The following is a 12,990-nucleotide window of genomic DNA, read 5'->3' on the forward strand; positions in this document are numbered from 1 at the left end:
GCCCCCCGCCACCGCCGGTCACCCGCGGGGCAGCCGCACCTCTGCGACCGTACCGCCACCGACCTTCGGTCGGAGGGATACCCATCCATTCTGCTGTTCAACGATCCGGCGGACGAGATAGAGGCCCAGCCCGGCGCCCGGATAGCGGCGGCGGTCACCGGACTCGCCCTGCCAGAACCGGTCGAACGCGCGCTCGACGTGCTCCGGGCGGATGCCGATGCCCTGGTCGGCGACCCGGAAGGAGACGGTCTGCCCGTCGGCCTCCGCGGTGATGCCGATCGGGGTGCCGGGCGGCGAGTACTTGCCGGCGTTCGTGCACAGCTCGGTCAGCACCGTGGCCAGGCTCGCCCGGTGGCCGAGCGCCTTCGGCAGCCCCGCCGGCAGGTCCAGCGTGATGCGGTGCCGCAGCTCCGCCGGCAGGTCGAGCACCGCCGTGCGCAGGGCGTCGCCGAGGTCGTACGGGGCCGGCGCCTCCTCGCCCGGGCCCGCCTCGGCCGCCGACGAGAGGAGCCGGTCGACGAGGCGGGCCAGCTCGTTGGCGCGCTGGCCGATCACGCGGGCGGCCATCCGCCGGTCGGCGTCGGTCAGCGACTCCCAGTGGTCGGTGAGGGTGTCCGCGTACCCCTTGATGACGGTGACCGGGGTCCGCAGCTCGTGGCTGGTCACCGCGACGAAGAGGTCCCGGTCGTTGTCGCGGCGCTGCTGGTCGGTGATGTCGCGGAAGGTGACCACCCGGAGCGTGCCGGGGCCGGGCAGCTCCCCGGACGTGACCCGCAGCCAGCGGCCGTCCGGCAGCCGGTGGTCGAGCACCTGCCCGGACGGGGGCAGGGGGAACGGCAGCGGCTGGTTGAGCGCGTCGGCGGCGGGGCGGCCGGTCACCTGGGCGGCGGCGGGGTTCCAGAGCCGGACGTGACCGTCGCGGTCGACCACGGCCAGCCCGTCCGCCATCGCGGCCACCACCGGACCGTCGCCGTGTACGGGCAGACCGGTCTGGTCGCCGTACATGTGGGCGATACAGGAGGCGAGGTACCCGACGACCCCGTGCTGCTCGGCGTGCGGCCCGTCGCCGTCGGCCGGGTAGAGGGCGTGCAGGCTGCCGACCGTCAGGCCGCCGATCTCGGCCCGGGACACCACCATCCGGTGCAACCCGCGGCCGGCGAGCTCGTGGGCGAGCTTGCCGCTGAGGCGGTCCGTCCGGACCTGCCGCACCCGGGGCCCGGAGAGCAGGCAGACGATGTCCGGTTCGTCGGCCGGCACGGGGCGGCCGAGCGTCCACTCGGCGGCGCCGCTGGCGGCGATCACCCGGCCACCGGCGGGCGCGAACTCGACGAACGCCATGCCCGACGCGCCGAGCGCCGACTGCGCGACGCGGAGCAGTTGGGTGAGGACCGGCAGGCCGGAGTCCCCACAGTTGATCATCTCGATGACCACGGTGTGGCCCGCGATGAGAGCGGGAAAGTCCGTGCGCTCCGGCATGCCCCCGAGTGTGCCCCCTACCCTCGGACGCGGGCCAGGGCCTGGGCCGGGCGGTCGGTGATGATGCCGTCCACCCCGGCGGCCAGCACCAGGTCCAGGTCGGCGGGATCGTTGACCGTCCAGACGTACACCTGGTTGCCGGCCGCGCGCAGGGCCGGCACCAGGTCCGGGCGGGCCCGCACCAGCGCGATCCCGGGCCCGGCGATCCGGGTCCCGAACGGCAGCCGGCCCAGCCGCACCCGGCGGGGCAGCACCTCCAGCAGCAGCACGGTCGGCAGCGCGGGCGCCAGTTCGCGGATCCGGCGGACCGCCAGCAGCGAGAACGACATCACCGTGACCTGGACCGGGTGCTCGGGCCGGGGGTCGGTCAGCCCGTACCGGCGCAGCAGCGCGACCAGCCGCCGCTCGACGTCCCGGCCGTACCGGGAGGGGTGCTTGGTCTCCACCAGCAACCGGACCGGCCGGCCGGCGGCGAGCACCGCGTCCAGCAGCCGTTCCAGGGTGAGCAGCCGGGTGTGCGACTCGTCGAGCACCTCGTCCCCGTCGGCCGGCACGCAGCCCGGGTGCCAGGACCCGAAGTCGAGCGCCTCCAGTTCGGCGAGGGTGCGTGCGCTCACGAGGCCCCGCCCGTTGCTGGTCCGGTCCAGGCGGCGGTCGTGGACGCAGACGAGGTGCCCGTCGCGGGTCAGCCGGACGTCGCACTCCAGCCCGTCGGCACCCTCGTCGAGCGCGCGCAGGTACGCGGCGAGGGTGTGCTCCGGGAGGTCGTACGACGAGCCGCGGTGTGCGAAGACCAGGGGTCGGTGCATCCGTCCGTCCCCGCTACAGGACCCGGCCCGGCTGCCCGTCCTCGCCGACCACGGGACGCCCGGCGGCGGCCCACTCGCCCATCCCACCCTCGACGTTGCGGACCTGCTCCCAGCCGTTGCGCATGAGGTACGCGACGATCTGGGCGGATCGTCCGCCGGAGCGGCAGATGACCGCGACGTCCCGGTCGGTCGGCACCTCCGCCAGCCGGGACGGCAGTTCCATCATCGGCAGGTGGTGGGCGCCGGGGGCGTGGCCGGCGAACCACTCGTCGTCCTCCCGGACGTCGAGCAGGTACGTGTCGTCGGCGATCTCGGAGATGGTCACGGTGGGTACGCGGGGTCCGAACACGATTACCAAGCTTAGGGCGCGGCGCCGCTCAGAGGCGCGTGACCCAGCGCGGGTTGGCCCGGGCCCACTCCGACACCCGGGTGGTCCGGACGGCCTCGAAGAGGCCGCCGCCGCCGTCGTCCAGCACGACGTACGACACCTGGCCGATGGTCTCCGGCCGGGACGGCACCTGGAGCCCGCGCAGGGCGTCCGCCGGCAGGTCGCCCAGCGCGATGACGAGGTCCTCCAGGGGTACGCCGTTGGTGTCGACGGTCAGCGACCCGCCCACGGCGCGGATCACCTGGTCGAGCTTCACGGGGTTGGTCCGCACCGACGTCTCGCCGGCCCGGTCCAGCAGCGCCCGCAGCAGTTGCTGCTGGTGGGTCTGCCGGTCGTAGTCGCCGTTCGGCAGGTCGTACCGCTGGCGGACGAAGTCCAGGGCGGTGCCCCCGTCCATCTGCTGGCACCCGGGCGTGAAGACCCGGTCGGTGTGGATCGACCGGACCTCGGTGTCGACGCACATGCGGACGCCGCCGAGGAGGTCGATGACCCTGCGGAAACCGGAGAAGTCGATCAGGGCGGCGCCGTCGAAGCGGATCCCGGTCAGCCGGGCCAGGGTCGCCGAGAGCAGTCTGGTGCCTGGCAGTCCGCCGCCGCCGTGCTCGTACGCCGAGTTGATCTTGTCCTGCCCGCCGCCGTAGCCGGCGGTCGCGGGGATGGCGACCAGCAGGTCCCGGGGTACGGAGACCAGGTACGCCTCCCGCCCGCCCTCGGGCACGTGCACGATGAGGATGGTGTCCGACCGCCGGTCGGCGACACTGCTGCTCCGCCACCGGTCGGTGCCGACGAGGAGGTAGTTGAGGGGCCCGTCCAGGTCGGTGCGTTTCCGGCGGGCGCTCGCGTCGAGCAACTGCTCCTTGACCACGGCCCGGTCGTACCGCTCGGCGAGCGCCCGGAGGCCGACCACGGCGAGTCCCGCCAGCAGCGCCAGGGCGAGGCCGAGACGGAGCAGGAGATGGGGCCAGCGGGGCGGTCCGGGTCGGACGCCCGCGCCGGCCCGCTCCCGTCCACCCCCCGACCTGGACGTGGTTCCTCCCCGCCACCCGTGCGCGAATCCTCTTCACGTCAGGCTACGGTCCGGCGCACCGCCGGCGGGCCGGTTCGGTGAAACCGGTTCTCCGTCACTTCCGGGTGGAGAGCACCTCCGGGTTGGCGACCACGAAGTCGGCCAGCCGGTCCTCCCTGATGGCCCGGAACATCTCCAGCGTCTGCTCGCTGAGCGCCTCGCGGTTGTTGCCGTTGCCGTTGAAGGTGCCGCCGTTCGTGCGCAGCATCGTGAGGTCGTTGCCGGTGACCCCGCGCATCGTGAAGATGAAGTCGGCGACCGCCACGCCATTGGTGTCCAGGACGAACGCGTCGCCGGCGGCGTCGAGGAGCTTACTGATCTTGGTCGGGCTGGTCAGCGTGCCGTCCTTGGTCGCCTTCTTCGCCATCGCCTTGATCAGTTGCTGCTGGTTCTGCTGCCGGTCGTAGTCGGCGTTCTTGAGGCCGTAGCGCTGGCGCGAGTAGTCCAGCGCCGCCCAGCCCTCCATCTCCCGGCAGCCCTTCTTGTGCACCACCGGGGTCATCGGCTTGCCGGTCTTCTTCGCCTCCGCGTTCCACATCGGCTTGCCGTCGACGTACACCATGTGGTGGGACTTGACCTCCTGGCTGACGCAGATGCGGACCGAGCCCAGGGTGTCGATGATGCGCTTGAAGCCGCCGAAGTTGATGATCGCGGCACCGTCGAAGCTGATCCCGGTCATCTGCTTGATGGTCTGCGCGGTCAGCTGCGCGCCGCCCTCCCAGCCGCCACCGTTGCGGGCACCGGCCTGGAACGCCCCGTTGATCTTGTCGACCCCGCCCGGGTAGCCGGTCTTGGGGAAGGCCGGGATCGGCGCCTCGGTGTCCCGGGGGATCGAGATCAGGTACGCCTGGTCGTGGCTCGCCGGGATGTGCAGCACGATGATGCTGTCGGCCCGGACGTCGTCGGGTGCCCACGACTGCCGCGCGTCGACACCGAGCAGCAGCATGTCGATCGGGCCGTCGAGGTTGGCGCCGCCCTCGGCGCCCGACTTGCCGGCGTCGCCGAGCAGGTTGCGCTGGTCGATGTTGCCGGTGGCTTGGTCGATCATCACCTTGCCGCCGACGATCGCGACGCCGCTGGTGAGCATCAGGACGGCGCCGAAGATCAGCGTGAGGCGCGCCCAGAGCGGATCCTTGCGGCGGCGCTTCCGGGTGGCGGGGGTGGCGGGGGTGGTGGGCGGGCGGCCGCTCCCGGGCTGCGCCGGGATGGTGGCGGACCTCCGGACCGGGGCGCGGGGGGCCTCCAGCGACGGCGGGCGGCCGCTGGTCTGAACCGGCATGCGGTGCTCCAGCTCGTGATCGGGGGGCGGGATCACTGTACGGATGCTTTCCCGTCCTGGCGAGTTCACCCCACGGCCAAATGCCGTTATCCAGGCCGCCCAATGAAGAAATCGACCGAACGGAGGGGTCGGATACGGCCGGTCGACGGCTGCCGCCCGGGATCCGGGGTGCTCAGCCGCCGACCGGTGACGACCGACGTCGATGTGGCGGGTGGCGGGACGATCAGTTGCCGGCGTCGCTCTTCGGGTTCGCCTTGACCCAGTCGGCCATCGTGTCCTTGACCATCGCCTGGTACATGGAGAGCGCCTTCTCCCGGTCCGAGACCACCACCGACTCGCCGTTGATCGTCTGGCTGCCGTTGTGCGGGCTCGTCACGAACGTCAGGTTCTCCCCGCGCAGGTTGCGGAACTGCACGGCCATGTCGACCAGCGAGAAGCCCTCGTCCACGGTGACCGCGGCGGTCACCGCCTTCAGGAAGTTGTTCAGCTTGACGGGGTTGCTGAGCGTCCCCGTGCTCGCGGCCTTGTCCATCAGCGCGCGGAGGAACTCCTGCTGGTGCCGCATCCGGTCGAAGTCGCCGTTCGGGAACTGCTTGCGCTGCCGGATCCAGTCCAGCGCCTCGGCGCCGTCCATGTGGTTGACGCCCTTGGTGAAGGTCCGGTACGGCTTGTGGATCGAGGTGATCGTCTTCTCCACGGTCAGGTCGACGCCGCCGAGCGCGTCGGTGACCTGCTTGAAGCCGGCGAAATCGATCGCCATCACGTGGTCGAGGCGTACGTCGGTGAAGCACTCCACGGTGCGTACGGCCAGGGGCAGGCCGCCGAACGCGAACGCCGCGTTGATCTTCCCGCGCTGGCCCGAGCCGCAGTCCGCACTGGCGCTCTCCGGGATCGGCACGTACAGGTCACGCGGGATCGACACCAGGTAGGCCTGCTGGTGGTTGCTCGGGATGTGCATCACGATGATCGTGTCCGCGCGCCACTTGCTGGCCTCGTTGACCGGGGCGTCGGGGTCGCGCGAGTCGCTGCCGACCAGCAGGATGTTCAGCGCGCCGTCGACCGCCTTGGCCGGCCGGCCGCCGGTGATCTGCGAGAACGGGTCGGTGCGCCCCAGGTCCTCGTTGAGGCCCCGGGCGTAGAACCAGGCGCCGGTGCCGCCGAGCAGCGCGAGCACCAGCACCGCGATGCCGGCCACCAGACCGATCCGGCCCCAGCGGGGGCGGGGGCCACGCCGCCCCGGCCGGCCGGAACCATCGTCCCCGCCGCCGAAGTCGCCGGGGCCACCCGGGCCGACGGGGCCACGGGGGCCGCCCGCCGACGGTTCGTCGTGCGAGGGGTACCACTGCGTCTCGGTCGACCGGGCACGTCCAGCCGGGCCGGAGCCCGGCACCGACGCGCGCCCGGCGCTGCGGTGGACACCCCCGGAGTGCGGAAGCGGAAAACCGGCGGGCGTGGTCGCTGACATGTAACTCAGGGTACGTACGTCGGGCCAGTGTCGCCCCGAGGCGGAGCCGGCGTCGCGACCGCTCGTCGCGGACTGGTTACCCTAGCCGCTCGCGGAAGTACGCGATCGTGCGTCGGAGGCCCTCTTCCGGCGCGACGCGCGGTTCGTATCCGAGCAGTTCCCGGGCGAGCGTGAGATCCGGGCGGCGCATCTCCGGGTCGTCGGCCGCGCGGGTGATGTAGGTCACCTCGGAGCTGCTGCCACAGAGTGACACGATCGTCTCGGCCAGTTGCCGCATGCTCATCTCGTGCTCGGTGCCGCAGTTGATCGGCCCCGTCTCCGTGGAGTCGAGCAGCAGCAGGATGCCCCGCACCAGGTCGTCGACGTAGCAGATCGAGCGCGTCTGGTTGCCGGTGCCGTGCACGGTGATCGGCTCGCCGCGCAGCGCCTGCGAGATGAAGGTCGGGATGGCCCGCCCGTCGTCCGGGCGCATCCGCGGCCCGTACGTGTTGAAGATCCGGACGATGGCGGCGTCCAGCCCCCGGCTGCGGTGGTACGCCATCGTGGCGGCCTCGGCGAACCGCTTCGACTCGTCGTAGACGCTGCGGACGCCGATCGGGTTGACGTTGCCCCAGTACGTCTCGCGCTGCGGGTGCTCCTTCGGGTCCCCGTACGCCTCGGAGGTGGACGCCATCAGGAACCGGGCGCCGTCGGCGACCGCCCGCTCGAGCAGGTGCAGGGTGGCGACCGAGCCGACCCGCAGAATCTCCACCGGCAGCTTCTCGAAGTCGGTCGGACTGGCCGGCGAGGCCATGTGCAGGATCGCGTCGAACCGCTCGGCGAGCGCGGGGTGGTGGGTCGGCAGACCGTCCGAGATGTCGGCCTCGACCAGCGTGAAGGTCGGCGTGTCGGCCAGGTGGGCGACGTTCTCCTTCGACCCCGTGACGAAGTTGTCCACCGCGACCACCGTGCAGCCCCGGGCGATCAGGACGTCCACCACGTGCGACGGCACGAAACCGGCGCCGCCGGTGACGAGGATGCGGTGACCGGGCCCGAAGCGCTGCACAACCTTCATGCCGGTCAGCCTACCGAGCGGCCGGGCCGGCGACCCGACGAGGAAGGCCCCCGGTCGACGGGGTCGTCGACCGGGGGCCCGGGTTGGTCACCGCCGGGTGGGCCGGCGCACGTTCGCACGGCCCACCCGGGGTGGTCAGTGCGCGCCCGCCCCGGTGAGCGAGCGCACCTCGAGCTCGGCGTACTTGTCCTCGTCGCGCTCCTTGGAGAGCACGGTGCCGAGCCACCCGCACAGGAAGCCGAACGGGATGGAGAGGATGCCCGGGTTCGACAGCGGGAACCACTGCCAGTCCTGCTCGGGGAACATCGCGGTCGGCGCCCCGGAGACCACCGGGGAGAAGAACACCAGGAAGACCGCGGCGAACAGGCCGCCGTAGATCGCCCACACCGCGCCGGAGGTGTTGAAACGCTTCCAGAACAGGCTGTAGAGGATCGCCGGCAGGTTGCCCGACGCCGCCACCGCGAAGGCCAGCGCCACCAGGAAGGCGACGTTCAGGTTCTGCGCGAAGATCGACAGTACGATCGAGATCGCGCCGATCACCAGCGCGGAGATCCGCGCGACCGTCACCTCCTGCCGCTCGGACGCCGTCCCGTTCTTGATCACGTTCGCGTAGAAGTCGTGCGCCAGGCTGGACGAGGACGCCAGGGTCAGGCCGGCGACCACGGCCAGGATCGTGGCGAACGCGACCGCCGCGATGATCGCCAGCAGGGCGGCACCGCCCAGGTCGCCGCCGAGGAAGTCGATCCCCAGCGCCTCGGCGAGCTGCGGCGCGGCGGTGTTGCCCGCCCGGTCCTGCGCCGTGATCGCCTCGCTGCCCACCAGCGCCGCGGCGCCGAAGCCGAGCGCGAGGGTGAGCAGGTAGAAGGTGCCGATGATGCCGATCGCCCAGAGCACGCTCTTCCGGGCCGCCTTCGCCGTGGGCACCGTGTAGAAGCGGATCAGGATGTGCGGCAGGCCGGCCGTGCCGAGCACCAGCGCGATGCCGAGCGAGAGCAGGTCCATCTTGCTGTAGAAGGTCTTGAGTGCGTCGCCGGGTGTCTCCACGCCGTAGCGGAGTCCGGGTTCGAGGAAGGCCGCCCCCTTGCCGGAGGCGTCCGCCGCGTCGCCGAGCAGCCCGGAGAGGTTGAACTTGTACTTCGCCAGCACCAGCAGGGTCATCACGAGCGCGCCGCCCATGAGCAGGAACGCCTTGACGATCTGCACGTACGTGGTGCCCTTCATGCCACCGACCGTCACGTAGATGATCATCAGGGCGCCGACCATGATGATCGTGGCGATCTTGGCAGCGTCCGCGTCCATGCCGAGGAAGGTCGTTCCCGGCCTGATGCCGAGCAGCAGCGCGACCAGCGCGCCGGCGCCGACCATCTGGGCCAGCAGGTAGAAGATCGACACCGTGATGGTGGAGACCGCCGCGGCGGTGCGGACCGGCCGCTGCCGCATCCGGAAGGCCAGCACGTCGGCCATCGTGTAGCGGCCGGAGTTGCGCAGCAGTTCCGCCACCAGCAGCAGCGCCACCAGCCAGGCGACCAGGAAGCCGATCGAGTAGAGGAACCCGTCGTAGCCGTACAGGGCGATGATGCCGGCGATGCCGAGGAACGACGCCGCCGACATGTAGTCGCCGCCGATCGCCATGCCGTTCTGGAAGCCGGAGAAGGAGCGACCGCCCGCGTAGAAGTCGGTGGCCGTCTTGGTCTGCCGGCTGGCCCAGATCGTGATGGCCAGGGTCACCGCCACGAAGATCAGGAAGAGCGTGATGGTGAGGTTCCGGGCGGTGGTGTCGCCCGCCTCAGCCGCGAGGACCGTGTTCATGGGTCACCTCCCCCATCTCGGCGCGGATCCGGTCGGCGACCGGGTCGATCTTCCGGTCGGCGTACCGGGAGTAGAGCCAGGCGATGAGGAAGGTGGAGACGAACTGGAGCAGCCCGAAGACCAGGGCGACGTTGATGTTGCCGACGAGCTTCGTGCCCATGAAGTCCCGCGCGTACGCGGACAGGATCACGTAGAGCGCGTACCACAGGAAGAACGCGACGGTCATCGGGAAGACGAAGCCGCGCAGCGCGCGACGCAACCCGGCGAACTCGTCCGACCGTTGTACGGCCAGATAGCGCTCCGCCACCGACTCGGTGGGGGCGGACGCGGGTGTGTCCGTGGACATCTGTGGATCACCACCTTCACAGGCATCGGGGAGTTTCGCGCACGGTAAGTAGCGCGCTCCCAACCCGGGAAGGGCGAGATCGGCGCCGGTCGGCGGCTGCGCCGAACGGCACGGTGGGTGCGCCGAGTGACGTGGCTCACTCCGGTGACCGGTCGGCCTCCCCGGCGTCGGCGGGAGGGCGTCGGCCATCGTCAGGCCCCCGGCGGGCGCAGGGAGCCGCTCCGCCTGGAAGGAGGCGTGCCTGGTCAGGTCAGCTCGCGGTACCGGCCCCGGTAGTGCAGCAGCGGGTCCGTCTCCTCCGCCAGCTCGACGGTCTCGATCGTGGCCTCCACCAGCAGGCCCCAGCCGTACTCCCGGGCGTTGTCGAGCCGGCATCCGGCCCAGCCGCCGGCGTCCGACGGCACCGGACCGTAATCGGTCTGCGTCCAGGTGCCGGTGGCGAAGAGGCCGCCGGGCGACGGAAAGAGCCCCGCGAACCGGTCCGCGAGCTGCCGGTGCGACGGACTCAGCGGCGTGACCGCGAAGCGGCGGGTCTCCTCGACCGCGGCCCACAGGTCCGACTCCGGGTCGATCAGGCCGAGCAGCCGGTCGGGCTCACCCTCCGCCACCAGCGTGGAGGAGACCGTCAGGCCCGCCGGCCCGGGCGCCGTCCACAGTGTCACCGGCGCCGCCAGGCGGCCGCGCAACCGGCGTACGGGGGAACGCCGGTCCACCGGCACGGCGAACGGGTCGGTGTGGTGGATCTCGGCACCCGGCTCATGATTCACGTGGAACATTCTGCCGTCCCGGGCCCGCGCCCAGCCGAGGAAGCGCTCGTGCAGGCCGTCCGGTCGCCCGTTCCCGTTGAGCTGCGCGAGCTGGGTCGCCGCCTCGGCCATCAGCGTCCCCAGGTACACCAGCAGCGCCGGCCGGTCGTGCCGGTACTCCACCAGCAGCGACAGCCGGGCGGGCTGGCACGGCCAGTGCGCGCCGCACGCCCGGCACCGCCAGAGCGGGCGCATCGCCACATGCGGCACGTACCGCGTCACCGCCGTGCTCCCGGGTGCGGCTCGCCGCTGGAGATCTTGGAAGATTCGGGCCCCCCGAGGGGCCGAAATCTTCCAAGATCTGGACGGCAACCAGTTCGGGTCACCAGCGACCGCCGTTGGCCCGCCAGGTCTGCGCCGGGGTCAGCCAGCCGGCCCGGCCCGGTCGCGGCAGCGCCACCGTCGCCGGCGGCACCTTCGGCCGGGTCGCCCAGGTTGGCGGCACCGGCGACCGGGTCGGGACCGGGTGCGGCGCCGTCGCGCCCGGCGCCCCGGTCGGCACCGGCCGGCTCCTCATCCGGTACGACCGCAGCGCGGCGTTCCTCCCGAACAGTCTGAACACGGGTGGCCTCCTCGAGGTCGGGGGCCGCCCCGACCGGGGGAATGACCGGGGCGGCCCGACGCAGGACCGGCCGCCGGGTCGTCGCCTCCACCGGCCGGGCCGCGCACCCTCCACCCTGGACTCGTCAGCCCCGGACGGGGGAGGATGCCAGGGCTTACTACGGAACGCAGTCGCATACTTACGGGAGACGTAAGGGATGAACGTCGAGATGTGGATCCGCGCTCTGAAGGCCGCCCGGGCCGGCGCGGAGGTCTCGCAGGAAGGGCTGGCGACACTGATCAAGTGGAGCCCGTCCACCGTCGCCGCCATCGAGACCGGCCGCCGACGACCGACCATGGAGTTCGCCGTGGCCGCCGACCAGGCCCTCGGCACCGGCGGCCTCCTCGCCGGCCTCCTGAAGGAGCACGAGGGCGATCGCGCGCCGTCATGGTTCCTGCCCTGGCACGGCTACGAGGAGAAGGCGGAGCGGTTGCGGCACTTCGAGCCCTGCCTCATCCCGGGGCTGCTTCAAACGGAGGAATATGCCCGGGCGATCTTTTCGGCAGGTGGAATAAACCGTAGTGACCGGGTGGAAGAACTGCTCCGACTTCGGATGAGTCGGCAGCAGTTGCTGGATCGGGACGATCCGCCGGAGTGTGTCTTCTTGATCGACGAGAGCGCTCTGCGCCGCTCGATCGGTGGACCGGCCGTGATGGATCGCCAACTCGGTCGGCTGCTGGAGGCGGCCGAGTTGTCCCACGTGCGGTTGCACGTCGTGCCGCTCGATGCGGGGGCCCATGTCAGCCTCGGCGGGGGATTCGTGCTCGCCGACCTGCCCGGGAACGACCGCTTCCTCTGCCTTGACAACACGGCGCGGGGGCAGATCGTCGACTATCCCGAGTGGATTGGGCTCGTGCTGCGCAAGTGGGAGAGTCTTCTGGGTGAGGCGCTCTCGCAACGCGCGTCGCTTGAGTTGATCAACAAGTTGAAGGTGACACCGTGAACTCCGTTGCTCGCTGGCGCAAGTCGACCAGGTCGGACGATCAAGGCAATTGTGTCGAGGTGGCGGACAATCTGCCGGGGGTCGTGCTGGTGCGGGACAGCAAGGACCGGTCCGGTCCGGCGCTCACGTTCCGCCCCGACGCCTGGCGTACCTTCATCGCCGCCACCCGTACCCGCTGACCCGGCCGGCGGAGGTCCAACCCCAGACGACCGTTGCCGACCCCGCCCTCGACGGGCGCCCGCTGGTCGTGCCACGCCGAGATCTTGGACAGTTTCCGTTCGCTGCTGACGGAAACTGTCCAAGATCTGCAGTGGGGCGGGGACGCGAACCTCGACAGCCTCCTCCGCCGGGCCGCCGGGCACGCACCGGGCAGCCGGGCCGCTGCCTGCGACGAAGGTGAGGGTGTCAGCCGGCCGGCAGTGAGCGGCGGGCCGCTTCGAGCACGTCCGGGTCGGTGCAGCCGGCGGCGTAGCCGGCGATCCGGCGGCGGAGGTCCCGGCCGAGCAGCCACGTGCCGAGCCGGTCGGCGACCGGGCGCAGGAACGCCGGACGGCAGCGGAAGCTGTACCGCCAGGTGGCGACCGTCGTACCCGGTTCGGGGCCGGGCGCGAACCGCCACCCGCCGGCGAACATCTCGAAGAACCAGGGGCCGCGCACCATCTTCATGCCGACGTTGGTCGGCGGCGCGAACGACACGTACTCGCTGACCATGACCAGCCCGTGCCGGGAGCGGGTGAAGGTCCGCACCCCCTTGCCGGGCCGGGTGGCGCCTCCGACGAAGTGCTGCTCACGGACGAACGGGTCCCACCGGTAACGCACCGGCGCGGTGGTCTGCGAGACCGCGAAGGCCAGTTGGGGTGGGACCGGAACGGTCGCCACCGCCTCGACGACAGGCATCACGGCATTGTGCCGCCGCCCGGCAACCTGTAGACGGGGTCGCCGGGCGGT

The 12,990-nt window shown here is 71.6% G+C and carries 14 protein-coding genes; 2 read left to right on the forward strand and 12 right to left on the reverse strand.

Annotated elements, in window-relative coordinates; genetic code table 11:
• Positions 1 to 18 precede the first annotated feature (18 nt).
• The 11 genes from ACTMS0_RS05215 to ACTMS0_RS05265 all read right to left on the reverse strand — a co-directional run bounded on the left by ACTMS0_RS05215 (position 19) and on the right by ACTMS0_RS05265 (position 11,060).
• The gene (locus ACTMS0_RS05215) at positions 19 to 1,476 is read right to left on the reverse strand and encodes an ATP-binding protein (RefSeq protein ID WP_441153902.1); all 1,458 of its coding nucleotides are present in this window, start codon (positions 1,474 to 1,476) and stop codon (positions 19 to 21) included.
• 17 nt (positions 1,477 to 1,493) lie between these two features.
• On the reverse strand, positions 1,494 to 2,285 hold the full coding sequence (locus tag ACTMS0_RS05220) for a glycerophosphodiester phosphodiesterase (protein WP_441153903.1): 792 nt from the start codon (positions 2,283 to 2,285) through the stop codon (positions 1,494 to 1,496).
• Between the two features lie 13 nt (positions 2,286 to 2,298).
• Positions 2,299 to 2,634: a rhodanese-like domain-containing protein gene (locus ACTMS0_RS05225; protein WP_441153904.1), complete on the reverse strand. Its 336-nt coding sequence runs from the start codon at positions 2,632 to 2,634 to the stop codon at positions 2,299 to 2,301.
• A gap of 28 nt (positions 2,635 to 2,662) precedes the next feature.
• A complete protein-coding gene (locus ACTMS0_RS05230; RefSeq protein ID WP_441153905.1) occupies positions 2,663 to 3,580 on the reverse strand; it encodes an LCP family protein in 918 nt (305 codons plus the stop codon).
• Positions 3,581 to 3,794: 214 nt separating this feature from the next.
• Complete coding sequence (locus ACTMS0_RS05235; protein ID WP_441153906.1) at positions 3,795 to 5,018, reverse strand: LCP family protein; 1,224 nt, start codon at positions 5,016 to 5,018, stop codon at positions 3,795 to 3,797.
• Positions 5,019 to 5,241: 223 nt separating this feature from the next.
• Positions 5,242 to 6,483, reverse strand: a complete 1,242-nt coding sequence (locus ACTMS0_RS05240) for an LCP family protein (RefSeq protein WP_441153907.1) — start codon at positions 6,481 to 6,483, stop codon at positions 5,242 to 5,244.
• 76 nt (positions 6,484 to 6,559) lie between these two features.
• A complete protein-coding gene (locus ACTMS0_RS05245; RefSeq protein WP_441153908.1) occupies positions 6,560 to 7,537 on the reverse strand; it encodes an NAD-dependent epimerase/dehydratase family protein in 978 nt (325 codons plus the stop codon).
• A 135-nt stretch (positions 7,538 to 7,672) separates the two neighbouring features.
• Entirely contained in the window at positions 7,673 to 9,346 is a 1,674-nt protein-coding gene (locus tag ACTMS0_RS05250; protein WP_441153909.1) for a solute symporter family protein, read from the reverse strand.
• Complete coding sequence (locus ACTMS0_RS05255; protein WP_441153910.1) at positions 9,324 to 9,692, reverse strand: DUF485 domain-containing protein; 369 nt, start codon at positions 9,690 to 9,692, stop codon at positions 9,324 to 9,326. Before ACTMS0_RS05255 ends, ACTMS0_RS05250 begins: the two co-directional genes overlap by 23 nt.
• 245 nt (positions 9,693 to 9,937) lie before the next feature.
• Positions 9,938 to 10,621: a flavin reductase family protein gene (locus tag ACTMS0_RS05260; protein ID WP_441154016.1), complete on the reverse strand. Its 684-nt coding sequence runs from the start codon at positions 10,619 to 10,621 to the stop codon at positions 9,938 to 9,940.
• A gap of 199 nt (positions 10,622 to 10,820) precedes the next feature.
• Positions 10,821 to 11,060 (reverse strand): hypothetical protein, encoded by a 240-nt coding sequence (locus tag ACTMS0_RS05265; RefSeq protein ID WP_441153911.1) that lies wholly within the window; start codon positions 11,058 to 11,060, stop codon positions 10,821 to 10,823.
• Between the two features lie 196 nt (positions 11,061 to 11,256).
• On the opposite strand from ACTMS0_RS05265, the gene ACTMS0_RS05270 reads away from it, so the two are divergent.
• Both ACTMS0_RS05270 and ACTMS0_RS05275 read left to right on the forward strand, forming a co-directional pair.
• Positions 11,257 to 12,042, forward strand: a complete 786-nt coding sequence (locus ACTMS0_RS05270) for a helix-turn-helix domain-containing protein (protein ID WP_441153912.1) — start codon at positions 11,257 to 11,259, stop codon at positions 12,040 to 12,042.
• Positions 12,039 to 12,221, forward strand: coding sequence for a DUF397 domain-containing protein (locus tag ACTMS0_RS05275; protein WP_441153913.1), 183 nt, complete (start codon positions 12,039 to 12,041; stop codon positions 12,219 to 12,221). Before ACTMS0_RS05270 ends, ACTMS0_RS05275 begins: the two co-directional genes overlap by 4 nt.
• Positions 12,222 to 12,447: 226 nt before the next feature.
• Here ACTMS0_RS05275 and ACTMS0_RS05280 read toward each other — a convergent pair whose 3' ends face one another.
• Positions 12,448 to 12,939 (reverse strand): SRPBCC family protein, encoded by a 492-nt coding sequence (locus ACTMS0_RS05280; RefSeq protein ID WP_441153914.1) that lies wholly within the window; start codon positions 12,937 to 12,939, stop codon positions 12,448 to 12,450.
• Positions 12,940 to 12,990: the final 51 nt, after the last annotated feature.

Source organism: Micromonospora sp. H33 (assembly GCF_052068455.1).
In the GTDB taxonomy this organism is placed as follows: Bacteria; Actinomycetota; Actinomycetes; order Mycobacteriales; family Micromonosporaceae; genus Micromonospora.

What these genes read in the sequence shown, in the direction of transcription:
- ACTMS0_RS05215 (WP_441153902.1), bottom strand. Translation starts at nt 1,476, where the DNA reads ATGCCGGAGCGCACGGACTTTCCCGCTCTCATCGCGGGCCACACCGTG.
- ACTMS0_RS05220 (WP_441153903.1), bottom strand. Translation starts at nt 2,285, where the DNA reads ATGCACCGACCCCTGGTCTTCGCACACCGCGGCTCGTCGTACGACCTC.
- ACTMS0_RS05235 (WP_441153906.1), bottom strand. Translation starts at nt 5,018, where the DNA reads ATGCCGGTTCAGACCAGCGGCCGCCCGCCGTCGCTGGAGGCCCCCCGC.
- ACTMS0_RS05240 (WP_441153907.1), bottom strand. Translation starts at nt 6,483, where the DNA reads ATGTCAGCGACCACGCCCGCCGGTTTTCCGCTTCCGCACTCCGGGGGT.
- ACTMS0_RS05245 (WP_441153908.1), bottom strand. Translation starts at nt 7,537, where the DNA reads ATGAAGGTTGTGCAGCGCTTCGGGCCCGGTCACCGCATCCTCGTCACC.
- ACTMS0_RS05250 (WP_441153909.1), bottom strand. Translation starts at nt 9,346, where the DNA reads ATGAACACGGTCCTCGCGGCTGAGGCGGGCGACACCACCGCCCGGAAC.
- ACTMS0_RS05255 (WP_441153910.1), bottom strand. Translation starts at nt 9,692, where the DNA reads ATGTCCACGGACACACCCGCGTCCGCCCCCACCGAGTCGGTGGCGGAG.
- ACTMS0_RS05270 (WP_441153912.1), top strand. Translation starts at nt 11,257, where the DNA reads ATGAACGTCGAGATGTGGATCCGCGCTCTGAAGGCCGCCCGGGCCGGC.
- ACTMS0_RS05280 (WP_441153914.1), bottom strand. Translation starts at nt 12,939, where the DNA reads ATGCCTGTCGTCGAGGCGGTGGCGACCGTTCCGGTCCCACCCCAACTG.